The organism is Kitasatospora sp. NPDC098663 (assembly GCF_044760075.1).
GTDB lineage: Bacteria > Actinomycetota > Actinomycetes > Streptomycetales > Streptomycetaceae > Kitasatospora.
The window spans coordinates 45,716-66,727 of sequence record NZ_JBIWAP010000017.1 but is presented as its reverse complement, the minus strand read 5'-3'; the positions used below and the strand labels follow the sequence as shown (position 1 = coordinate 66,727).

The window sequence follows — 21,012 nt, the reverse complement described above, 5'->3', positions numbered from 1 at the left end:
AGTGGTCACTACAGCCGTAGTGCCGGGAGAGGGGTTCACTCATGGACGCGTATCAGGCGATCGTCATCGGCGGCGGCATCGGCGGACTCTCCGCCGCCCTCGCCCTCCACCGCCGGGGCATCCCCGTGACCGTCCACGAGCGCGCCGCCTCGCTCGAACCCGTCGGCGCCGGACTCGCCCTCGCCCCCAACGCCCTGCGCGCCCTCGACCGGCTCGGCGTCGGCGAACGCCTGCGCGCCCTCGCCGCCCCTCATCCCGCCATCGGCCTGCGCCACCCCTCCGGACGCTGGCTCGCCCGCACCGACACCGCCACCTTCGAGGCCTGCTTCGGCGAGACGATCACCGCCGTCGCCCGCGCCGACGTCATCGCCGCCCTGGTCGACGCCCTTCCGGACGGCACCGTCCGCACCGACTCGCCCGCCGCCCTCGTCACCCCCGGAGGCACCACCGAACCAGCCGTCGTCTGGACCCCCGACGGGGACCGGCCCGCCGCCCTGGTGGTCGCCGCCGACGGCCTGCGCTCCGCCACCCGCGCGCAGCTCTTCCCGCAGCACCCCGGCCCCCGCTACAGCGGTTTCACCACCTGGCGCACCATCGTGTCCCCCACCCGCCGGCCGGATGCCGTGGGCGAGGTCTGGGGACGCGGACAGCTCGCCGGCGTCGTCCCGCTCGCCGACGGCCGGGTCTACGTGTACGGCGCCGCCCTCGCCCCGGCCGGCGCCCGCGCGGCCGACGGCGACGAGAAGGCCGAACTCCTGCGCCGGTTCGGCACCTGGTGCGCGCCCGTGCCCCGACTCCTCACGCTCGCGGAACCCGGGCGCGTCCTGCGCCACGACGTCTGGGACCTCGCCGACCCCCTGCCCGCCTACCACCACGGCCGGGTCGCCCTCCTCGGCGACGCCGCCCACGCCATGTGCCCCTTCCAGGGCCAGGGCGCCTGCCAGGCCATCGAGGACGCCGTCGTCCTCGCCTCCGCCCTGACCCCCGCCGGGGACCCGGCCGCCACCCTCCCCGCCTACACCGCCGCCCGCCTCCCGCGCACCACCGCCATCGTCACCGGCTCCCGCCGCATCGGCGGCCTCGTCGCCCTCCGCACCCCCGCCGCCACCCGCCTGCGCGATGCCGCCCTCACCCTCGCAGGCCTGCTCCCGGCCCGCACCCTGCTCAACCGCTCCGCCGGGACGTACAACTGGCAGCCCCCGGCCCTCGACGCGACCGCCTGAGCACGGCCCCCCCCTGCCCGGGACCGGCCGTCCGCAGCGGGGGATTGTCCGGTGCCGTGCCCGATGTGCGGACGGCCGACGGGGCAGGTGCACCCCTTCCACGGGCGGGTGGTCGCGGACGTGCCGGTGGAGGGGCGGCGGGTCCTGGCAGCAGTGCGGGTCCGACCGGCGAAGGTCCTTTCCACGTCAGCCGAAGAGGACTTCGAGCAGCTCCAGGGAGAGCGGGACGTCCGCCAGCCGGTAGCCGGCCGGCGGCTCGCGGTGCATGAGGTGGCGCACCAGGTAGTCCCAGCGGCGGCGGGCGACGTAGCCGTTGCGGCCGAGGAAGCTGTGCTCGGCGCCGGGGACGATCAGCAGGTCGAAGTCCTTGTTCGCGTCGATCAGCGCGTCGACCAGCCGCATCGTCAGATGCGGTGTCACGTTGTCGTCCATGTCGCCGTGGACGAGCAGTAGTTTGCCGACCAGGTTCTCGGCCAGCTCGGTGTTGGACAGCCGGGCCCCGGCGTCCGGGTCGAACGGTCCGTCGTAGGCCTCGGCCCACAGCGCGTGGTAGTGGCGGTTGTCGTGGTTGCCGGCCTCGGCCACGCCGACCTTGTAGAAGTCGGGGAACGCCAGGAGGGCGCGGGCGGTGGTGAATCCCCCGCCGGAGACGCCGAAGATGCCGACCCGGTCCAGGTCCAGCCACGGACGCGTTTGCGCGAGTTGGCGCAGCGCCGCGACGTGGTCTTCGAGCGCGCCCGCGCTGCCCATGTTGCGGTGGGCGTGGTCGTGGAAGGCCTTGTCCCGGCCGGGCGTTCCGCGGCCGTCGACGGCCAGCACCGCGAAGCCCAGCGCCGCCACCGCCTCGGCGTCGTAGCCGTAGGCGCCCGGGTCGAAGGAGGCCGCCACCCGGCGGGTCTGCGGGCCCGGGTAGGGGTGGTCGATCACCGGGTAGCGCTGCGCGGCGTCGAAGCCGTGGGGCTTGTAGAGGACGCCGTAGATCTCGGTGACGCCGTCGGCGGCCAGGGTCCTGACCCGCTCCGGCGGCGTCCAGCCGGCGGCCAGCAGCGGTGTGATGTCGGCCTGTTCCAGCTCGACCAGCACGGCTCCGCCACGGTCACGCACGGCGATCGTCGGCGGGGTGTCGACGGTCGACGCGGAGTCGACGAACCAGCGGCCGTGTTCCGGCGCGGTGATCACGTGGTCCAGATCGTCGTCGGTGAGCTTGGCGGTCCCGCCGCCGTCCAGGCCGACCCGGACCAGCGACCGTCGGTACGGGTCGGCCTGGACCAGTCCTGAGACGACGGCGTACGCGACCCGTTCCGCCTCGTCGACGTGCACGATCTCCTGCACCGCGAACGGGCCTCGGGTGAGCTGTTCGACCAGCGCCCCGTCCTCGTAGCGGTACAGGTGCCCCCAACCGTCGCGCTGGGAATACCACAGCGTCTCGCGGCCGCCGGCGAGCACGTGCACGATCGGCTTCTGGGCGGCCTCCTGCGCGGCCTCCACCCGCGTGTCGCCGTGCTCCTCGACCAGGGTGCGCACCTCGCCGGTCGCCGGGTCGAGTGCGTGCAGCCGCAGCGTCCGGAGGTCACGGGGCTGATCCAGGTAGTAGACGGCCGTGCTGTCCTTGGCCCACCACGCCTTCTTCAGCGTGACAGGTGACAGGTAGGGCAGCAGGAACGGGTCTGTCTTGGCGGTTGTCGCGGTCCGGGACGCGACGTCGAGGACGATCCACTCGCCGCAGGTCATCGGCTCGCCGGGGACCGGGTAGTGGTAGCTGCGCAGGCGCGGCCGGCCGCCGTCCGGCGGGACGGCTTCGACCAAGTGCATCAGGGCGACTTCGCTCTGGTCGGTGCGGTGGGTGAGGACGCGTGCCGAGTCCGGAGACCACAGCAGCGCCGGCGGCATCTCCGCAAGACCGAGCTTGCCGAGCAGGTGCGTGGGGGCCGCCGCGTCGGGGTGGGCCGCGTAGCTGCGATCCGCGGTGCCGTCGGCGGTGAGCGCGAACTCCTCGCCCGTCTCGGCCGAACGCACCCACAGGTCGTGGTCGCGGCGGAACGCCGCCCACTTCCTGTCCGGCGAGGTGACTTCCAGCGGTGCGGGTTTGGCGTGCTTCTCGTCCCGCGCGCACCGGTAGTCGGCCAGCCGGCAGGTCCAGCGCGCGTCGAACGCGTCGAACGCGACCGCCCCGTCCGCTAACTCGACCGCCCGGAACGGCAGCGCGTACGGCTGGACCGGCTGGCCGGCGGCGGACGCCAGCGCGGCGGCGAGCCGTTCGGGGTCGAACGCCGGCTCCCGGGTCCCGGCGGCGGGGTCGACCAGCACGAACTCGCCGCCCCGCTCGGTCTCGACCCGGTACCAGAACCTCTCGCCGCCGCCGATCCAGACGGGCTTCGCCTTGGCCCGCAGGGCGAGCCGGGACCGGTTGTGCAGCAGCATTCGCTCAGCTCGGTCGTAGGCAGTGGCGGGGAGTGCATTTGTGGACATCCGGCCTCCTGTGATCAGTGTCGATCCGGGAACAGTACAGCGTACGGTACAGTAATGGAACTGTGGTCCCGAACGAATCAGGAACCCCAATGCCATCGCCCAGGCACAAGACAACGCCCCATCGCGCACCCCGCGGCACCCTCAGCCCCGAGGCCATCGTCCACGCGGCGATCGAACTGATCGACCGCGACGGACTGGACGCGGTGACCATCCGTCGGCTCGCCGACCACCTCGGCGTCCGCCCGATGTCGCTCTACACGCACTTCCGCGACAAGGACGCGATCCTCCTCGCCGTCACCGCGGAACTGCTGAGCCGATTCCAGTGGCCCGACCCCGACCTCGACGACGTCGCATGGCTCCGGCAGGTGATGCACGCCTACTTCGAGCTGTTCATCACGCACCCGGCCCTCCTGCAGATCAACGCCCCCTCCGACGGAGTCGGCGAGGTCGAGGCCCGCATGTCCGAACAGATCTACGCCCGCCTGGCGCGCCTGCGAGTCGACCACCGGACGGCGATCGGCCTGCTGGCCACGCTGATCCGCTTCGTCCTCGGCTGCGCCACGCTCTACCCCGTCCGCCGGGTCTGGGACGAGGACCCGCAGCACTGGGAACGGGTCCGCCAGCAGTTGGCCCGCCTCCCGGCCGAGGTGTACCCGGCGATGCACGCCACCACCGTCGACTTCCCGACCTTCACCCAGCGGGACGTCTTCGAGTTCGGCCTCGACGCCATCCTCGCCTCGCTCCCCCGATCGCCCTGACGCCAGCGGCGCCCCGACGCCGGTGGCGCTCATGAGCTGCTCTTCCTTGATCGGGAGACACACCGGTCACCGGGCTCTGCCCCCCTGATCGGTGACAGCGCTCTGTGAAAGACCTGGCCGGTAGAGCCGCCAGGCGCCTTTCGCGGGTGACGCAGGTCATAGGAACCCGGGCGGGCGGGGCACCAGATAGGGGGCGTGGACTCTTCAGATCGAGATGTGCGCGCGAGGGTGCGGGCCGGTGACCGGGACGCGTTCGGCCGGCTCTTCGACACGTATGCGCGCGCGGTGTACAACCACGTGTTCCGCCTCACCGGGGATTGGTCGACGGCGGAGGACGTGATGTCGTTGACGTTCCTGGAGGCCTGGCGCCGGCACGACCGGGTCGAGGCGGAGGGCGGGTCGCTGCGGCCCTGGCTGCTGGGCATCGCCACGAAGCTGGTCAGCAACCAGCGCCGGGCCGCCCGGCGGCACTGGCAGGTCCTGGCGCAGCTCCCGCCGGCCCGCGAGGACGTTCCCGACTTCGCACAGGAGGTGGCCGGGCGGATCGACGACGCGGCGCGGATCGCGGCGCTGCGGCAGTCGCTGGCGCGGTTGCGCCGCCCGGACCGCGAGGTGCTGGCCCTGTGCGTGTGGGCGGGCCTGGACTACCAGGAGGCCGCCGAGGCCCTGGGCGTACCGGTGGGCACCGTACGCTCACGCCTGTCCCGGGCCCGGACCCGGCTGCACCGTCTCGCCGAGACGGCCCAGCGCCGGGCGCAACGGAAAAAAGTGGAACCCGGCCGTGACCGGAACCAGATCCAGGGTGGGTCCGCGAACGCGGCCCCGTCCCCGAAGGAGGTACACCAGTGAACGCCGGACAGCGGCCGGAGCCGGTCGAGCGCGCGGAACTGCTCGGGCTGGTGCCCGTGCCGGCCGAGCGCGACCTCCCCGCAGGACGCCACGCCCTACACCGGGAGCGCCTGATGCGCCAGATCGACCTCGACACCTCCACCCCCACCACGGCCGCGACCCCGGTCCCCGCCCCGGCCCCGGCCCGGCCGCGCTTTCGGCGGCGGCTGACCGTCACCCTCGCCGGTGCGCTCGTCGTGGGTACGGCCGTGGCCGTGGCCGTGACGCAGTCCTCGCCAGGCGGCGCCCGCGGGCCGCTGAGCTCCGCGGAACTGGCCAGCTGGACCGGCGTCCCGACGCCGCTGGCCGCGTCGACCGGCCCGGGCGCCACCGCCGAGAAGTGGTGCCTGGCCCGGATGGCCGACGGCCCGGGCGCCGGGCAACCCGTCAAGATCACCAACGCGGACCTGCGGGGCAAGGTCGCCTCCATGATCGTCAACCGCGGCGGCAACGCCATGCTCTGCTACGTCGCCTCGGAGACCAGCGGCCTGTGGGAGGCGATCGACCCGGTGAAGAACGTGGCGGCCGATGCGGTCACCTACGACACCGGCGGCTCCCACGGGAACGGGGACGGCAGGTTCAACTACGCGCAGGGCTCCGTGGGGGCCGACGTGAGGGCGATCACCATGCAGGTCGCCGGACGCACCTTCCAGGTCACCGTGGCGGACGGCCGCTGGACCGCCTGGTGGCCCGGGACCATGTCGCACCGCGCTGTCCCCGACACGGTCACCGTCACCCTCGCCGACGGCACCACCCGCATCGTCGGCGGCAGCTCGCTGTTCACCAGGTGAGACCCGGGTGAGACCCCGGTGACGCCCAGGTGAGACCCCTCGGGTGCGCGCTGAGCATCTGGATCAGCGCGCACCCGGTCAGGCCTCCGCTCTCGGGCCGGCGACGTACGGTCAGCGCCGTCCCTTCCGATACCGGGCCGACCTGGAACCGAAGCGGACAAAGTAGGATGGCTCAACTCCCGCGCTACGCGCGAAGAGTTCCGTAAATGCCCTATTTGTTCGATTTATCTCCGCTTCACACGCACGGAGCCACCCTCATGGACAACCCGTCGAACGCCGAAACCGGCGGCGCGATAGAAACCCGCGGCATCGAACCCGTCCCCGACCACGAACGCGGGGGCAGAGTCCGCGAGCTCTTCCCGACCTGGGTCGCGGCGAACATCAGCGTCCTGCTGCTCACCATGGGCGCCGCCCTGGTGGTGTTCAACCAGTTGAACTTCTGGCAGGTCCTGATCGTCGCGGCGTGCGCCGCGCTCATCTCGTTCGGCCTGGTCGGCGTGCTGTCGGTCTCCGGCAAGTGGGGCGGGGCGCCGGGCGCGACCCTCTCGCGCGCCACCTTCGGGGTACGCGGCAACCTCTTCCCCGGCGCCGTGCTCTGGATCGCCCGGTTCGGCTGGGAGACGATCAACGCCGTCACCGGCGCCTACGCCGTGCTGACCGTCCTCGACCTGCTCTTCGGCGTCAAGACCAACACCGCGCTGATCGTCATCACGCTCTTCGCCTTCGTCGCCTGCACCTTCCTGGTCTCCGGCATGGGACGTAAGGCACTGAACGTCTGCAACACCTGGTCGACGTACCTCTTCGGCGTCTTCAGCGTGCTGGTACTGGGCTACCTGGTCGCCACCATGCACTGGAGCGAGGTCTTCGCCAAGCCCGCGGGCACCACCGCGATGATGATCGCCGGCATCGGGACGATCGCCGCCGGCGGCATCAGCTGGGTCCCCACCGGCCCGGACTTCGCCCGGTACCTCCCGCACGCCGCCTCCGGCAGGAAGATCGTCGGCGTGACGGTCTCCGGCGCCGGCCTGGTGATGGTGCCCATGGTGCTCATGGGCGCCGTGATGGCGGTGGCCTCGCCCGGCCTGGCCCAGGCCGCCGACCCGGTCTCCTTCCTCGGCGACCTGCTGCCGACCTGGCTGGCCGTGCCCTACCTGCTGACCGCGATCGTGGGCATGCTGCTGATCAACAGCCTCTCCATGTACTCGGCCGGCTTCACCGCGCAGACCATGGGCGTCAAGCTGCCGCGCGCCACGGCCGTCAGCATCAACGCCGTGATCTCGCTGGTCGGCGGCCTGCTGCTGATGCTGGTCGCCAAGAGCTTCCTGGGCTCCTTCATCACCTTCCTGATCCTGCTCGCCGTCTCCTTCTCGGCCTGGATCGGCGTTTACGCGGTGGACATGTTCCGGCGCCGCTCACGCGCGGTGCGCTACGACGCCGCCGGGCTCATGGACACCAGCAGGAACAGCCGCTACTGGTACACCGGCGGCTTCTGCTGGCAGGCCATGGTGTCCTGGGTGCTCGCCCTGCTGCTGGGGCTCGCCTTCACCAAGTGCGACTGGTTCGCCGGCCCGCTCTCCGACACCCCCGTCGGCAGGTACGGGCTCGCCTGGGCCGCGACCATCGTGATCTCCGCCGCGATCATGGCCGCACTCCCCGCCCCCCGGGAGAACACCACCACCACCACCGGACAGCCCGCCGACCGTCAGGCGGAGCAGCCCGAACCGGCCGCTGCCTGACCCCGGGACACGGCCCCACACCCACCCCGACACACCCCGACCGCCCGGTCGCCGCCTCACCCGAGCCGGCGGCCGGGCGGTCCCGTTCTGCCACCACACCCCCGCACCGGCCGACAGCCTGGCCGGGCACCGGCACACGCGCGGTGCCCGGCTCCGTCGTCAGTTCCCGGGCAACCGGGGCGGCACGGACCTCAGCCCGTCCAGGGTGAGGTCTAGGAGGCGTTCGGCCTGCTCTCGCTGCTCGGGCTTGGCCGAGGTGAGGGCGATTCCGGCGAGGGCGGCGAACATGTCGGTCGGACGGATGTCGGAGCGGATCGTTCCGGCGGCGACACCGGCCTCCATCAGGGAGTCGAGGGCGCCCTGAATCATCTCGTGGCTGTCGGCGTAGGGGTTGCCGCCCGAGGCGACGACGGCTCGCAGGGCGTCGGCCATGCCGTATTTGGCGGTGGCGTAGTCGATGAAGCGGCGAGTCCACACCCGCAGGGCGTCGGCGGGCGGCATCGTCGCCAGGAGGCCGGAGGCGGCCTCGCACAGCCGGGCGACTTCGTTGCGGTACGCCGCCTCGATCAGTGCCTCGCGGGTCGGGAAGTTGCGGTAGAGCGTGCCCGTTCCCACGCCCGCTTCCCTGGCGATGCGCTCGAAGTGGGCGTCGAGCCCCTCCTCGCTGAACACGCGCACCGCGGCGGCCAGGATCTTGTCCCGGTTGCGCTGCGCGTCGGCCCTCAGCGGGCGTCCTGCCTCTCGGGTCATCGGCGGCTCGCTCCCTTCTCTGTTGCTAAGTGGAGGCTCCGCCGCTTAGTCTGGGCGAAGTGGCGGAGCCTCCACTTTCACTCTAGGGCATGGTCCGACCTGCCCGGACGCCCCCTCCGCTCCGCACTCCGCACTCCGCACTCCGCGATCCGCACTCTGGAAGGACAGGCGAGCATGCCGGGAATCGAAGGCAAGGTCGTGGCGATCACGGGCGCCAGCAGCGGCATCGGCGAGGCGACCGCGCTTCTGCTGGCCGAGCGAGGCGCGAAGGTCGTCCTCGGGGCACGCCGTCCGGAGCGCCTCGCCGCCCTGGCCGCCCGTATCGAACAGGCCGGTGGCGAGGCCGCCTGGATCCGCACGGACGTGACGCGGCGCGAGGACCTCCCCGGCCTCGTCAAGCTGGCACGCGAGCGGTACGGCAAGCTCGACGTCCTCGTCAGCAACGCCGGGATCGGCCTGATCTCCCCCCTCGACGACCTGCGCGTCGAGGACTGGGAGCAGATGATCGACGTCAACCTCAAAGGTGTCCTGTACGGAATCGCCGCAGCCCTTCCCCATCTTCCGGGAGCAGGGATTCGGACACTTCGTCAACACCGTCTCCACCGCCGGACTGCGCATCGTCCCGCTCCAGTCCGTGTACGCCGCCACCAAGAACGCGGTGCGCACCGTCTCCGAGGGCCTGCGCCAGGAGGCCGGCGCCAACCTGCGCGTGACCGTCGTCTCCCCCGGCGCCGTCCGCACCGACTTCGCGGAGCACATGGACCCGGCCGCGAAGGCCCAGATCGACAAGCTGATGGAGATCGCCCTCCCGCCGACCGCGGTGGCCCGCGCCATCGCCTTCGCCATCGAGCAGCCGGACGGTGTCGACGTCGGCGACATCGTCGTTCGCCCCACCGCCCAGGGATAGACCCCCCGAGACGGGGTGAGCGGAGCGGTCGGACCGGGGCGCTGGTGCTTGCCGTAGCCTGGCGGTGCCCTGCTCCCGATCCGGTCGAGGTCATGGAATTTCGTCAGTTGCGGTACTTCGTGGCGGTGGCGGAGGAGTTGCACTTCGGTCGCGCAGCCGAGCGGTTGATGATCGTGCAGTCGGCCGTCAGCCAGCAGATCGGCCGGCTGGAGCGTGAGCTGGGCGTCGAGCTGTTCGACCGCTCGGCGCGCCGTGTGCGGCTGACTGCCGCGGGGGCGGCGTTCCTGCCCGGCGCCCGTGAGGTGTTGGCGGCCGGACAACGGGCCCTGGATCTGGTCGGCGGCTTCGTCACCGAGCGGGAGACCGTGCTTCGCGTCGGGACGAGCCGGGGCATGGGCGTGCGGTTGGAACGGGTGCTGGCGGCGCTGGAGCGAAACGCGCCCGGCACCCGGGTGGAGTTGGCGTCGGCGGCGCCGGAGGAGCGCCTGCGGCGGGTCGCCGACCGGGAGTGGGACGCGGCCTTCGTGCGCGGAGAGGTCACGGCGCCGCAAGGCGTGCGGCTGATCCCGGTGTGGCGGGAGGAACTCGTGGTCGCCCTGCCGGCCCGTCACCCGCTGGCCGGGGCGGACGCGGTCGACCTCGCCCGGCTCTCGGAGCTGCCGCTTCACCTGACGGAACGCCGGAGCAACCCGCCGCTGGTCGATCTGGTCGTGGGTGCCTGCCGGGACGCCGGATTCGAGCCCGTGCCCGGACCGCCGCACAGCTCGCTCCAGGACACCCTTGCGGCGCTGGGCGCGGGTGTCGCCGGTTGGACGGTGGTGTACGCGGCGCACGCCGACCAGCTGCGCGGCGGTCAGGTGGCGTTCCTGCCGGTGCGTTCCCCGGCCAGGGCGCGGAGCGCCGAGGCACCGCTCTCCCTGCCCACCGTGTTGGCGGTGCACGGCGCCGCCGCCCCCGAGCGCGTGCGCTTGCTGCTGGAGGCCTGTCGGGAGGTGGCGCGCGACGATCGCGATTCGTGATCGTCGCGAACTCGAAGTGCTGCTGGATCGCGAGCTCCGACCGGAGTGAACTGGACACCTGCGGTCGCCGCCGCCGATGCGGCCGGTGCCGCAGACCACGGTTCCCCACCCGATCCGCGGGCCGTGCCCTGCTCGGCACACCCGCCACCGGGCCGGCGCCACGTCGGACCGACACCGAGCGAACGCGCCTTCACCTCCACACACCAGGAGAGCGACCATGACGAACACCCCGAAGGAACAGGCCACGGACCGGACGGCGTCGGCCGAACGGCTGCGGCGCCCGGCGATGACACGATCACTCCGACTCGGCGGCACGAAGGTGACCTACGTGCCGGACGGTGCCGTGGAACTCGGCGCGCGCGGCTGGTTCCCCGACAGCACGGACGAGGACTGGGCCGCCCACCCCGAGTACCTCGACGACTCCGGCAACCTGGCGGCGGGCATCGGCGCCCTGCTGGTGGAGCACGGCGACCGCGCGCTGCTGATCGACACGGGCTTCGGCCCGCAGGCGATTCCGGCCCAGCCGGGCAACCCGCGCGGAGCCATCCACGGCGGTGCGCTGCTCGACAACCTGGCCGCGCTGGGCCGTCCGCCGGCCGCGATCGAGGCCGTCGCCATCACCCACCTGCACCTCGACCACATCGGCTGGGCCTGGAACCCCGGCCCGGGCCACGACCAACCCGCGTTCGCCGGCCGCGACCTGCTGGTCGCCGCACCCGAATGGGAACACCGCCACCTCCTGGCGGCGCGCGGCATCACCGACGAGATCCTCCGGATCATGGCGCCACAGGTGCGCACCGTCCTCGACGGCGACGAGATCTTCCCCGGCGTGCACGTGCTGCTCACCCCCGGCCACACCGCCGGACACGCGTCCTACGTCATCACCGGGGGCGGCGAGCGGCTGATCGCCTTCGGCGACGCCATGCACTCACCGGTCCAGGTGGACCACCCCGAGTGGTCGGCCGCCCCCGACCTCGACCCCGATCGGGCCGCGCGGGAACGCCGGCGCCTGGTCGCCGAGTTGGCCCGGCCGGGCACGATCGGCTTCGGCGTCCACTTCGCGGACGTGGTGTTCGGCCGGGTCCACCTCGACGGCGACGGCCCCGCCTGGCGACCCGTCGCCGACTGACCGGGCGATGGCGTATCAAGGCGCTCTGCTCAGGCAGGTAGCAGGTGGTGGCGGGCTCGTCACCCCGCACCGGCGCGGAGGCACTGCCGTGGCCGCGCAGGCCGATCACCTCAGTCAGGCCCTCGACTCAGCCAGCGCCTCGACCTCGCAGGCCCGGTCGCAGTCGTCGGGCTGGTCGCTGTGGAGCCGGCGGTCCGAGCCCGCGGATCGCGGCCGCCGGCGGTGCGGCGGCCGCGACTGGCGGTCGGTCGAGAACAGCCAGGGGGTGTTCCCGTCACCGTTGAAGTCGCCGTCGGTCAAGTTCGGGGTCAGCGGTCGGCGGTCTCCGGTTCCAGCACGAAGACGGGGATCACCCGGTCCGTCTTCGTCTGGTACTCGGCGTAGTCCGGCCAGACCTCGACCGCGCGGGACCACCACAGCTCCCGCTCCGCGCCCTCGACCTCGCGGGCCGTCATGTCCTGGCGCACGGCGCCGTCCTGGAGCTCGACCTGCGGGTGCGCGACCAGGTTGTGGTACCAGGTGGGGTTCTTGGGCGCGCCGCCCTGCGAGGCCACCAGGGCGTACGTTCCCTCGTGTTCCACCCGCATCAGCGGGTTCTTGCGGATCTTGCCGCTCTTGGCCCCCAGGCTGGTGAGGACGACCACCGGCACGCCCCGGAGCGTCGTGCCCTCGGTGCCCCCGGAGCCCTCGTACAGCGCGACCTGGTCGCTGACCCACTTCTCCGGGCTCGGTTGGTATTCGCCGCTAAGAGGCATGCTGTTCCCGTCCCACTCGATGAGGACCGGCGGCGGCCGACCTGGTGTCGTCCGCCCCGGGGCCCTCGCTCCGTTCGGCCGCCTCCATGATTCACCACGGGGCCGCGGCCCGGTAGGAGGCGGCGCGACGGCGGGGCGCGATCGCGATGTGCCCGTCAGTGAGGGTCCGGACCAGGCCGGACCCTCAGCGGATTTCGGGTCAGGAGCAGGTGACGTTGAAGGTGACCTCGTGGGTGGCCGCCACGTTGCTGCCCCAGTTGCCGAGGATGTCCTTCATCTGGACGCCGTAGTAGGACCACAGCTTCCAGGTGCCGTTCTGGCAGGGGTAGGCACTGCCGTTGCTCGCGGCACTGTTCTTGCCGGAGGCGCCGGGGAAGACCGCGTCCTTGGTCTTGGTGCCGTCCGGGAAGGTGATCTCGTAGGAGCTGGGCTCCCAGATGCGGCAGCCGTTCGGCGGGTCCGCCCAGCCGATGATCTTCCACCAGCCGCACTCGGTCCACAGCGTCGGGTAGATCCCCCCGTCCCCGCTGTCGTAGAGACACAGCCAGCTCTTCATCCGGCGGTCCTCGTTGCCGTTGTAGTCGACCCATTCGCCGCAGTGCGGCTCGGCGACCGTACGCGTGGACGGGGCGGCCTGGCGTGGCGCGGGGGCGGCGGGGGCGGCGGCGGCAGTTGTGGCGGTGAGGGCGAGCGCGCCGAGGGCGGCGAGGGCGGCGGCGCCCGCACGCAGCCGTCGGGCGGGCCGAGGAAGAGGCCGAGGAGGAGAAGTGATCATGGAGGCATGATGTCGCCGACCAGGCCCTCCGATGCCGGCGGCCGCGGGGGTTTCACTCGAACGAGGTGAGGCGGGACGGGTTTTCGAGGTGCCGCCCTGACCGTTCAGGCGCCGCCCTCGCGGGGTGGGCGCCGGCCGCGCGTTCAGCTCGCGCGGACACCCGGCGCGGGCCTCCTGACGTCGGGCCGGGCCCGGTCAGGTGGCGGGCGGTGGCGTCCCGCCGCCGTCGTCGAGGAGGGCCAGGCGGGCGATGACGTCGTCGGCCAGCTTCGCGAGCAAGCGGCCCAGGTCCCCGCGGTCCTGGTCCGACCAGTGCGCTATCGCGTCCGTGAACCAGCCGATCATGGACGCCGCGTAGGCGTTCGCCGCCCTCGTCCCTTCGGCGGTCGCCTCGATGAGGCTGGCGCGCCGGTCGTGCGGGTCGCCGACGCGCTGGACGAGGCCGCGCCGTTCCAGCGCCTGGACCTGTCGCGTGACGTGCGGGCCGACCACCTGCATCCGTTCGGCGATCTCTCCGACGCGCAGCGGCCGGTCCGCCGTGTGCAGGGTCATGAGCGCGCTCAGTGCGGGGCGGTCCAGGGCGAGTCCCGCTGCCTCGGCCGCCCGTTCGGCCAGGCGGCCGCGGGTCATGGCGCTGCTCAGCTGGGCCAGCCGGGGCAGGGCCGCCCAGACGGCTGCCGCCTGCTCGTCCGCGCCGGGGTTGTCCGGCGAGTCCGCGGTCATCGGACCACCACCTCCACTTGAATACCTAACTTAGGTATCTATATCCTTGAGTCGTGCCCGCTCTCCGCGGGTACGCCGTGCCGTCCATAAAGATACCTAAGGTACACATCTTCGGTGTGGCCGCCAGGAGGCGACCGCCGGGATGCGCCGCCAGGAGGAGAGCACACCGTGAACAACCACTCCGCGAACCGCAAGGTCCTCATCTCGGGCGCGAGCATCGCCGGCCCCGCCCTCGCCTACTGGCTCGACCGCTACGGCTTCGACGTCACCATCGTCGAACGGTCGTCAGCCCTCCGGGGCGGCGGGTACGCCGTCGACATCCGCGGCGCCGCCCGCGAGGTCGTCGACCGCATGGGGCTGCTCCCGCGACTGCGCGAGGCCCACGTGGACACGCGCAGGCTCTCGTTCGTGGCCGCGGACGGGGCGCCCATCTGCTCCGTCGCCCCCGAAACCGTCACCGGAGGCGCCGCAGGCCTGGACCTGGAAGTACGGCGCGGCGACCTGGCGAGCGCCCTCTACGCTCCGCTCCGCCACCGGATCGAATTCCTCTTCGGCGACTCCATCGCCACCCTGGACGACCGTGCGGACCGCGTCGACGTCACCTTCGACAGCGGCGCCCACCGCACCTTCGACCTGGTGATCGGCACCGACGGGCTGCACTCCAACACCCGCGGACTGGTCTTCGGCCCCGAGGACGCGTTCCACCGCTACCTCGGCCACGTCTTCGCCGGTTTCACCCTCGCGAACGACCTGGGCATAACCCACGAAGCGATCACCTGGAACACGCCCGGCCGGGCGGCCGTCCTCTACGCCCACGAACCCGCCGACCGCGTGCACGGGTTCCTCGTCCTCAAGCGGGAGGACATCCCCTTCGACGCCTTCCGGGACCCTCAGGCGCAGCGCGAACTCGTCGCCGCCGCCTTCCCCGAGCACAGCTGGCACATCCCGCGCCTGGTGCACGCGATGCGCGAGGCCGACGACCTGTTCTTCGACGTCGTCAGCCAGATCCACATGCCCACCTGGTCCCGCGGCCGCGTCGCCCTCGCCGGCGACGCGGCCCACGCGACCTCGTTCCTGTCCGGCCAGGGCTCCAGCGTCTCGCTCGTCGGCGCCTACCTCCTGGCCGGAGAACTGGCCTCCCACGCCGACCACACGGCCGCCTTCGCGGCCTACGAGCGCAAGGCGCGCCCCTTCGTGGAACGGAACCAGGCGCTGGCCACCTCCGGCGGCACCGACCTCATCCCCGGCACCCAGGACCTGCTCGACGCCCGCAACGCGGCCCTGCGCGCCGCCCCCGCCGACCTGGCGGGAACGGGGAAACGCGCCGCCCACAACGACGTGATCCTGCCGGACTACGACCACGCCGGATGAGCGCGCCCGAGTGCCGGGCTCAGCGAGTTGGACGCGGTTCTGCCGCTCGGCGGCCACCCCCTGCTTCGACGGTGCCGTCCAGGTCGCCGTCCAGGTCGATGCCGAGCACGTCCTGGGTGAGGGGTGTGCCTGGTTGCCGGTGGCGCTAGAGGGTCACCCCTTGCAGGGACAGCACGATGCCCGCACCGATGCCGCCCATCCCCAGGGCGACGGCCGCGCTCCACCACCCGCCCTGGCCCCACCGGAACGAACGGTCCAGCGCCAGGCGTCCGGGGCCGATGGCGGAGACCGCGATCGCGACCAGCGCCAGGCAGAGCGGGTACTCCATGCCGCCCTTGTCGGCCCACAGGCCGCTGCCCGAGCTGACGGACATCGCGTTGATCATCACCCCGATCACGGCGGCGGCGGCCAGCGGGGTGAACAGACCGAGGGCGAGGCCCAGGCCGCCGCACAGCTCTGAGGCTCCTCCCAGCGTGGCGAAAAGGACGCCGGGCCGGTAGCCCAGGGCCTCGAAGCCCTTGCCGGTGGCACTCAGACCGGCACCACCGAACAGGCCGAAGAGCTTCTGGGCACCGTGGCCGGCCAGCAGCAGGCCGGCCAGCCGGAGCACCAGCAGGCCGACGTCGGCGGCGGACACCGGCGGCGGATGCGTGGAGGTCGGAGCGGCACTGCGGACAGAGGTCCGCAGCCGCTCGGCGGTCAGTTTCATGGCGAAGGTCTCCTCCCGCGCGCCGTCACCGCCGCGAGCGGGATCGCCTCTCCCGAGACGAGGCGTCGACGCACAGATCAGATCGGCCGGGCGCGACTCGCGCCGCCGTCGACCAAGTCCAGGAACGGCCGGACCGGCACCGCCTCACCGGAGGCATCCGTGCGTCTCACCGATAACCCTCCGAAGAGGGAAGCCGTGATCCAGCACTCTCTGTGTCCACTCTACGCGGCACCAACGGGCGGCAGGAGTCCTCGTAGCGGCTGATACGGAGCTCAGCTGAGATCGGCGGCTGCCGCGCGGAGTTGGTCGAACGCGGCTCGCGTGTGGGGCGCCAGCCCGCCGGGGTCCTCGTCGTGGCTGGGGTCGGTCCACCGGGCGTAGCCGAGCCTGAACGCGAGGACGCCGAGTTCGGCGGCCACCTGCGCCGTGGGTTCCGCGACGTTCCGTCGCTTCAGCGCGTCGACCATCGCCGTGGCCATGCCGATGCACTTCAGCACGTTGCGCGCCTGCAACTCCGCGTTCGCCTCGATCGCCGCGTGCAGCAGCGGGCTGAGCTCGCGGTTGAACGACGTCATCTCGCCCGATGCGCGCTCGAGTCCGGCCGCGACGGCCGTCATCGGCGTCGCGTCCGCAGGGGCGCCGTCGATGCCCTCGGCCAGCAGGCGGCTGAGCACCGTCTGTCCCATGGTGAGGATCTCGCGCTTGTCGGTGAAGTGCCGGAAGAAGGTGCTCCGCGTGAGCTCTGCCCGCTCGGTGATCTGAGCGACGGTCGTTTCGTCGTAGCCCTGCTCGGCGAACAGGCTCAGCGCAGCCACGACCAGGCGCTGTCGGGCATCGGGTTTCCATCGCGGCATGTTGCCAGTCTAGATGACGGGACAAGTGTCGCATCGCGTCGTACAGTGATGGGACAACAGTCGCATCACTCCTCGGAGCTCACCATGCGCGTCTTCATCACCGGCGGCACAGGCCTGATCGGCTCAGCCGTCGTCGCCGAACTGCTCACCGCAGGCCACCTGGTCACCGCCCTCGCCCGATCCGACGCCTCGGCGGCCACCGCGAAAGCCGCCGGCGCCGACGTGCTCCGCGGCGGGCTCGCCGACCTCGACGTGCTGCGGGCCGGCGCGGAACAGGCGGACGGCGTCATCCACCTCGCCTTCAGCAACGACTTCAGCTCGCCCGACGCACTCGCGCGAGGGATCGCCGAGGAGAGCGCCGCACTCGCGGCCCTCGGCGACACCCTCGTCGGCACGAACAGGCCGCTCGTCACCGCGTCCGGCACGCCCCTCGTGGCGGGACGCGCCTCGACCGAGGAGGACCCGCTGCCGCTGGACGGCCCCGTCAGCGGACGCAGCCTGTCGGTGAACCGCACCCTCGCACTCGCCTCACGCGGCGTGCGCAGCTCGGCGGTACGGCTGCCGCGCACGGTCCACAACCGGGGCCAGGGCGGGTTCGCCGGACTGCTCACCAACATCGCCCGCGGCACCGGCGTCGCCGGCTACCCCGGAGACGGCGCGCAGCGCTGGCCCGCCGTCCACGCGCTCGACGCCGCCGTCCTGTTCCGGCTCGCCCTGGAGAAGGCCCCGGCCGGATCCGCGTGGCACGCCGTCGCCGACGAAGGCGACGCGGTCCGCGACATCGCCGCGGTCATCGGACGGCGGCTCGGCCTTCCGGTCGAGCCGGTGCCGCAGGAGAGTTTCGGTCCCCTCGGCCCGATCTTCGCGGCCGACCAGCCCGCCTCCAGCGCTCACACCCGCACCGCCCTCGGCTGGAAGCCGACGCGCCCGGGCCTGCTCGCGGACCTGGAGAACATCGAAGCCTGAGCTGCCTGCGCCTGCCTGCCGGACGGACCGGCGGCTGCCAGGGAACCCGGCCCCGCTCGCCCGCCGAGCGGGGCCCGGGCCCGCTCCTCGATCCCGCTGAGCGCTGTGCGGCCGCCACGCGGACCGGCCCGCGACCGGAGACCGGCTCCGCGGTGAACGGTGCTCCGCGACGCCTGTCAGGAGGTGAGGACGGAGATCCCGTCTCCGAACAGTTTCAACCCGAGGACGAAGAACAGGACCGCCATAACGGCGACGTTGTGCTGAGCCGCCCAGTCCTTCCAGTTACCGAGCGTGGTCTGGGCTCGCGCTCCCCCCAGCACGAAGACTCCCAGTGGGGCCAACAGGCCGAGGGTGGCGATCACGACGAAGACCGCCAGTGAGGCGATCTGCTGCCCTGCCGGCAGTCCGGCCGAGCCGATCGCGGCGCCCGCGGCGAGGGTCAGCGGGGCGTTCTTGGCGTTGAGCGCGGACAGGGCCAGTCCGAGTGCGAGCACCTTGACCGGCGTGAGGCGGTCGATCGCGCTCATCCACTTCGGCAGCTGGGCCTGCGACGGATCCTTCGGGCGCCGGTGCCACTGCCGGGCGCCGAAGAGGACGAGGAGCAGGCCCAGGACGAGCTTGAGGACTCCCACCCAGGTGGCCGGGTGATGGTGGGCGGAGGCACCTGCGGGGGAAGCGATCGCCAGCATCACCGCGCCCAGCGCCGAGAGTCCCAGGATCCAGCCGACGGTGAAGAGGACTCCGTTGAGGCGTCCCCGAGGCGTGGCGAGGATGAGGATGATGGCGATGATCGGGAGTGGGCTGATCGCGACGCCGGCTGCAAGACCCAGGACGTCACCGAGAACTTTGCCCATGATGGCCTCCAGAGGGGAGTCAGAGCGCGTGAGGACGACGAACCCGGCAGGCCTGTGTTCCATGATCCTGCGACTTGACGAAGCTGTCCTCGTGAGCTTCTCGGAGCTCTGCGGGCCTTGGCCTGTTCGTTACCGAGTGGTGCCCCCATCGCGCTCGGGTCAGGATGAAGAGGTGAGGGCGATGGCGCCTCATGTTCGGGCGGTTGGCGGCCCTCGCACCGACCATGGCAGGAGGATGTCACGATGACCGCGACGACAGGCGCGACCCAGTCGGCTCACCCCGAGCGCCCGGGCAGGTCGGATGGGGTCTGCAGCGAGTTCACCGTCTTCACCACGATCAAGCCGGGCCACGCGGATGCGCTGCGCAAGGACCTCGCGACGCTCGCCGACGCGGCGCATGACGAGAGCGCCCATGCGGCGGTGCGCCAGATCGGCACCCTGCACGACGCACGGCACGTGATCTTCGACGACGACACCCGGTTCATGTTCGCCAGCGTTTTCGACGGCTCCTGGGACACCTACATCGACGACTTCGCCCAGACGGTGGTCGGGTCCCGCTTCGACAAGATCTTCTCGCACAGCGAAGGGTTCCCCGGCGTCACCGATCCGGGGGCGAAGGACTGGTTCATCGCCCACCAGGAGCCCGCGGGAGTCTTCATCAGCGCCTATCCCGACCTCACCGTCCAGCAGATCTACAAGGACCACCGCGTGGACGACGCGTTCCAGGAGGTGCTGGACAGCACCCAGTTCCGGGCGGCGCTCGACAACCCGGCCAACGCGGAGCTGGTGGCCACGCCGGCCTTCCAGAAGCTGCTGGAGGAAGCCTCGGCATAGCACCCGGGCACGGCCAACCGTCGGAGCCCACCCACCATCGGTGGACCGACTCGGCCGGTGCGAGTCGGCCGCTGCCGGGCTGTCCGGGCAGCGGCAGATGCAGAGAGACAGATGCGGAGACGGATGTGGAGAGGCACAAGCGACCATGAACACAGCGGACAGCGGCAGCGCGGCGGGCGTGCGCGTCGAGATCGACGACGTCCAGAGCGGGGCCCTGCGTCCACGGCCCGTGCCCTACGAGGGAAGGTTCGTCTTCCTGCGCGTGGACGACCGCCACGTCGGGCGCGCCCTGCTGCGCCGGCTGCTCCCGTTGACCTCGGGCGGTCTGCCCAGCGTGGACCCGAGCCGGGACGCCTGGGTGACCGTGGCGTTCACCTACCAGGGGCTGAGGGCCCTGGGGGTGCCCCAGGAGTCGCTGGACAGCTTTCCGCGGGCGTTCAGTGAGGGCATGGCCGCCCGGGCGGAGCTGATCGGCGACGCGGGCGAGAGTGCACCGGCCCACTGGGAGGCCCCGTTCGGAACCGGCGAGGTCCACATCGCGTTGAGCGCCCTCTCCTCCGACGCGGCCCAGCTGGAGCGGGAGCTGGAGCGGGCCCGTGTCGCCTACGAGGACACACCCGGTGTCCAGGTGATCTGGCAGCAGGAGGTCCACCAGCTCCCGACCGGGCGTACCACCTTCGGCTTCCGTGACGGCATCAGCCATCCGAACATCGAGGGCGTCGGGCTGCCCGGCTCCAACCCGCAGGAAGTGCCCATCAAAGCCGGCGAGTTCATCCTCGGCTACGCCGACGAAACCGGCAGCCTGCCGCCCATGCCGAGCCCCGATGTGCTGGGGCGCAACGGGACCTACGTGGCCGTGCGCAAGATCCACACCAACGTGGCGGCCTGGCGCCGGTACCTGCGGGCGAACAGCTCCGGCGCCGAGGAGGAGGCACTGCTGGCGGCGAAGATGGTCGGGCGCTGGCCGAGCGGGGCGCCGCTGACGCTGGCGCCGGAGCACGACGATCCGGAGCTGGCGGCCGATCCGCGCCGCGTCAACGACTTCCTGTACCGGGAGAACGACGACCGCGGCTTCCGGTGCCCGGCCGGTGCGCACATCCGGCGCACCAACCCCCGTGATTCCACCATCATCGGCGACGCACGGATGCACCGGCTCATCCGTCGCGGCACCACCTACGGCCCGCCGCTGCCCGAGGGCGTGCTGGAGGACGACGGCGCCGACCGCGGCCTGGTCGGAGTGTTCATGGGGGCCCACCTGGAACGGCAGTTCGAGTTCATCAAGGCCGAGTGGGTCAACGACGGCAACTTCATCGGCTACCCCGGCGAGAAGGACCCGGTCGCCGGGCATCACGGCGGGACCGGCAGCGTCACCATCCCCGAGAAGCCGGTCCGGCGTCGTCTGAGGAACCTGCCCAGCTTCGTGGTCACGCGCGGCGGCGAGTACTGCTTCCTGCCGGGTCTGCGTGCCCTGCGCTGGCTCGCCGAGTTGGAGGGCTGAGGG

Annotated in this window: 19 protein-coding genes and 1 pseudogene; 12 read left to right on the top strand and 8 right to left on the bottom strand. The window is 72.1% G+C overall.

The window, feature by feature from the left end; translation table 11 throughout:
- Window positions 1-41 precede the first annotated feature (41 nt).
- Complete coding sequence (locus ACIQVZ_RS20040; RefSeq protein WP_402451612.1) at window positions 42-1,223, top strand: FAD-dependent monooxygenase; 1,182 nt, start codon at window positions 42-44, stop codon at window positions 1,221-1,223.
- A 186-nt stretch (window positions 1,224-1,409) separates the two neighbouring features.
- Here ACIQVZ_RS20040 and ACIQVZ_RS20035 read toward each other — a convergent pair whose 3' ends face one another.
- Window positions 1,410-3,692, bottom strand: a complete 2,283-nt coding sequence (locus ACIQVZ_RS20035; protein ID WP_402451610.1) for a prolyl oligopeptidase family serine peptidase — start codon at window positions 3,690-3,692, stop codon at window positions 1,410-1,412.
- Between the two features lie 89 nt (window positions 3,693-3,781).
- Between ACIQVZ_RS20035 and ACIQVZ_RS20030 the strand changes: the two genes are divergently transcribed.
- The 4 genes from ACIQVZ_RS20030 to ACIQVZ_RS20015 all read left to right on the top strand — a co-directional run bounded on the left by ACIQVZ_RS20030 (window position 3,782) and on the right by ACIQVZ_RS20015 (window position 7,865).
- Window positions 3,782-4,450 carry a TetR/AcrR family transcriptional regulator gene (locus tag ACIQVZ_RS20030; RefSeq protein WP_402451608.1) on the top strand — a complete coding sequence of 223 codons (669 nt, stop codon included), beginning with the start codon at window positions 3,782-3,784 and terminating at the stop codon, window positions 4,448-4,450.
- A 216-nt stretch (window positions 4,451-4,666) separates the two neighbouring features.
- Entirely contained in the window at window positions 4,667-5,299 is a 633-nt protein-coding gene (locus tag ACIQVZ_RS20025; protein ID WP_402451605.1) for an RNA polymerase sigma factor, read from the top strand.
- On the top strand, window positions 5,296-6,129 hold the full coding sequence (locus ACIQVZ_RS20020; protein WP_402451602.1) for a hypothetical protein: 834 nt from the start codon (window positions 5,296-5,298) through the stop codon (window positions 6,127-6,129). The genes ACIQVZ_RS20025 and ACIQVZ_RS20020 overlap by 4 nt, the downstream gene beginning before the upstream one ends.
- A gap of 257 nt (window positions 6,130-6,386) precedes the next feature.
- Complete coding sequence (locus tag ACIQVZ_RS20015; RefSeq protein WP_402451600.1) at window positions 6,387-7,865, top strand: purine-cytosine permease family protein; 1,479 nt, start codon at window positions 6,387-6,389, stop codon at window positions 7,863-7,865.
- Window positions 7,866-8,024: 159 nt separating this feature from the next.
- Here the strand turns inward: ACIQVZ_RS20015 and ACIQVZ_RS20010 are convergent, their stop codons facing one another.
- The gene (locus ACIQVZ_RS20010) at window positions 8,025-8,615 is read right to left on the bottom strand and encodes a helix-turn-helix domain-containing protein (RefSeq protein ID WP_350879302.1); all 591 of its coding nucleotides are present in this window, start codon (window positions 8,613-8,615) and stop codon (window positions 8,025-8,027) included.
- 174 nt (window positions 8,616-8,789) lie between these two features.
- Between ACIQVZ_RS20010 and ACIQVZ_RS20005 the strand changes: the two are divergent.
- The 3 genes and pseudogenes from ACIQVZ_RS20005 to ACIQVZ_RS19995 all read left to right on the top strand — a co-directional run bounded on the left by ACIQVZ_RS20005 (window position 8,790) and on the right by ACIQVZ_RS19995 (window position 11,670).
- A pseudogene (locus ACIQVZ_RS20005) lies at window positions 8,790-9,522 on the top strand (SDR family oxidoreductase).
- A 92-nt stretch (window positions 9,523-9,614) separates the two neighbouring features.
- Window positions 9,615-10,541: a LysR substrate-binding domain-containing protein gene (locus tag ACIQVZ_RS20000; protein ID WP_402451598.1), complete on the top strand. Its 927-nt coding sequence runs from the start codon at window positions 9,615-9,617 to the stop codon at window positions 10,539-10,541.
- Window positions 10,542-10,758: 217 nt separating this feature from the next.
- A complete protein-coding gene (locus ACIQVZ_RS19995) occupies window positions 10,759-11,670 on the top strand; it encodes an MBL fold metallo-hydrolase (RefSeq protein ID WP_402451596.1) in 912 nt (303 codons plus the stop codon).
- Window positions 11,671-11,978: 308 nt separating this feature from the next.
- On the opposite strand, the gene ACIQVZ_RS19990 is transcribed toward ACIQVZ_RS19995, so the two are convergent.
- The 3 genes from ACIQVZ_RS19990 to ACIQVZ_RS19980 all read right to left on the bottom strand — a co-directional run bounded on the left by ACIQVZ_RS19990 (window position 11,979) and on the right by ACIQVZ_RS19980 (window position 13,923).
- Window positions 11,979-12,425 (bottom strand): nitroreductase family deazaflavin-dependent oxidoreductase, encoded by a 447-nt coding sequence (locus ACIQVZ_RS19990; RefSeq protein ID WP_350879308.1) that lies wholly within the window; start codon window positions 12,423-12,425, stop codon window positions 11,979-11,981.
- Between the two features lie 199 nt (window positions 12,426-12,624).
- Window positions 12,625-13,200 (bottom strand): hypothetical protein, encoded by a 576-nt coding sequence (locus ACIQVZ_RS19985; RefSeq protein WP_350879309.1) that lies wholly within the window; start codon window positions 13,198-13,200, stop codon window positions 12,625-12,627.
- Window positions 13,201-13,395: 195 nt separating this feature from the next.
- Window positions 13,396-13,923, bottom strand: coding sequence for a MarR family winged helix-turn-helix transcriptional regulator (locus tag ACIQVZ_RS19980; protein ID WP_402451592.1), 528 nt, complete (start codon window positions 13,921-13,923; stop codon window positions 13,396-13,398).
- Between the two features lie 168 nt (window positions 13,924-14,091).
- On the opposite strand from ACIQVZ_RS19980, the gene ACIQVZ_RS19975 reads away from it, so the two are divergent.
- Entirely contained in the window at window positions 14,092-15,294 is a 1,203-nt protein-coding gene (locus ACIQVZ_RS19975; protein ID WP_402451590.1) for an FAD-dependent monooxygenase, read from the top strand.
- A 145-nt stretch (window positions 15,295-15,439) separates the two neighbouring features.
- Here the strand turns inward: ACIQVZ_RS19975 and ACIQVZ_RS19970 are convergent, their stop codons facing one another.
- Together ACIQVZ_RS19970 and ACIQVZ_RS19965 are read right to left on the bottom strand one after the other, a co-directional pair.
- Window positions 15,440-16,003, bottom strand: a complete 564-nt coding sequence (locus ACIQVZ_RS19970) for a DoxX family protein (RefSeq protein ID WP_402451587.1) — start codon at window positions 16,001-16,003, stop codon at window positions 15,440-15,442.
- Window positions 16,004-16,275: 272 nt separating this feature from the next.
- On the bottom strand, window positions 16,276-16,857 hold the full coding sequence (locus ACIQVZ_RS19965) for a helix-turn-helix domain-containing protein (protein ID WP_350879315.1): 582 nt from the start codon (window positions 16,855-16,857) through the stop codon (window positions 16,276-16,278).
- 84 nt (window positions 16,858-16,941) lie between these two features.
- On the opposite strand from ACIQVZ_RS19965, the gene ACIQVZ_RS19960 reads away from it, so the two are divergent.
- Entirely contained in the window at window positions 16,942-17,823 is an 882-nt protein-coding gene (locus ACIQVZ_RS19960) for an SDR family oxidoreductase (protein ID WP_402451584.1), read from the top strand.
- A 176-nt stretch (window positions 17,824-17,999) separates the two neighbouring features.
- Here ACIQVZ_RS19960 and ACIQVZ_RS19955 read toward each other — a convergent pair whose 3' ends face one another.
- The gene (locus ACIQVZ_RS19955) at window positions 18,000-18,677 is read right to left on the bottom strand and encodes a GAP family protein (protein WP_387809077.1); all 678 of its coding nucleotides are present in this window, start codon (window positions 18,675-18,677) and stop codon (window positions 18,000-18,002) included.
- 243 nt (window positions 18,678-18,920) lie between these two features.
- Between ACIQVZ_RS19955 and ACIQVZ_RS19950 the strand changes: the two genes are divergently transcribed.
- Window positions 18,921-19,511 carry a hypothetical protein gene (locus tag ACIQVZ_RS19950; RefSeq protein ID WP_350879319.1) on the top strand — a complete coding sequence of 197 codons (591 nt, stop codon included), beginning with the start codon at window positions 18,921-18,923 and terminating at the stop codon, window positions 19,509-19,511.
- Window positions 19,512-19,656: 145 nt separating this feature from the next.
- Complete coding sequence (locus tag ACIQVZ_RS19945) at window positions 19,657-21,009, top strand: Dyp-type peroxidase (RefSeq protein ID WP_402451581.1); 1,353 nt, start codon at window positions 19,657-19,659, stop codon at window positions 21,007-21,009.
- The last annotated feature ends 3 nt before the right edge of the window (window positions 21,010-21,012 follow it).

What these genes read in the sequence shown, in the direction of transcription:
- ACIQVZ_RS20040 (WP_402451612.1), top strand. Translation starts at nt 42, where the DNA reads ATGGACGCGTATCAGGCGATCGTCATCGGCGGCGGCATCGGCGGACTC.
- ACIQVZ_RS20035 (WP_402451610.1), bottom strand. Translation starts at nt 3,692, where the DNA reads ATGTCCACAAATGCACTCCCCGCCACTGCCTACGACCGAGCTGAGCGA.
- ACIQVZ_RS20030 (WP_402451608.1), top strand. Translation starts at nt 3,782, where the DNA reads ATGCCATCGCCCAGGCACAAGACAACGCCCCATCGCGCACCCCGCGGC.
- ACIQVZ_RS20015 (WP_402451600.1), top strand. Translation starts at nt 6,387, where the DNA reads ATGGACAACCCGTCGAACGCCGAAACCGGCGGCGCGATAGAAACCCGC.
- ACIQVZ_RS20010 (WP_350879302.1), bottom strand. Translation starts at nt 8,615, where the DNA reads ATGACCCGAGAGGCAGGACGCCCGCTGAGGGCCGACGCGCAGCGCAAC.
- ACIQVZ_RS20000 (WP_402451598.1), top strand. Translation starts at nt 9,615, where the DNA reads ATGGAATTTCGTCAGTTGCGGTACTTCGTGGCGGTGGCGGAGGAGTTG.
- ACIQVZ_RS19995 (WP_402451596.1), top strand. Translation starts at nt 10,759, where the DNA reads ATGACGAACACCCCGAAGGAACAGGCCACGGACCGGACGGCGTCGGCC.
- ACIQVZ_RS19990 (WP_350879308.1), bottom strand. Translation starts at nt 12,425, where the DNA reads ATGCCTCTTAGCGGCGAATACCAACCGAGCCCGGAGAAGTGGGTCAGC.
- ACIQVZ_RS19985 (WP_350879309.1), bottom strand. Translation starts at nt 13,200, where the DNA reads ATGATCACTTCTCCTCCTCGGCCTCTTCCTCGGCCCGCCCGACGGCTG.
- ACIQVZ_RS19980 (WP_402451592.1), bottom strand. Translation starts at nt 13,923, where the DNA reads ATGACCGCGGACTCGCCGGACAACCCCGGCGCGGACGAGCAGGCGGCA.
- ACIQVZ_RS19970 (WP_402451587.1), bottom strand. Translation starts at nt 16,003, where the DNA reads ATGAAACTGACCGCCGAGCGGCTGCGGACCTCTGTCCGCAGTGCCGCT.
- ACIQVZ_RS19965 (WP_350879315.1), bottom strand. Translation starts at nt 16,857, where the DNA reads ATGCCGCGATGGAAACCCGATGCCCGACAGCGCCTGGTCGTGGCTGCG.
- ACIQVZ_RS19960 (WP_402451584.1), top strand. Translation starts at nt 16,942, where the DNA reads ATGCGCGTCTTCATCACCGGCGGCACAGGCCTGATCGGCTCAGCCGTC.
- ACIQVZ_RS19955 (WP_387809077.1), bottom strand. Translation starts at nt 18,677, where the DNA reads ATGGGCAAAGTTCTCGGTGACGTCCTGGGTCTTGCAGCCGGCGTCGCG.
- ACIQVZ_RS19950 (WP_350879319.1), top strand. Translation starts at nt 18,921, where the DNA reads ATGACCGCGACGACAGGCGCGACCCAGTCGGCTCACCCCGAGCGCCCG.
- ACIQVZ_RS19945 (WP_402451581.1), top strand. Translation starts at nt 19,657, where the DNA reads ATGAACACAGCGGACAGCGGCAGCGCGGCGGGCGTGCGCGTCGAGATC.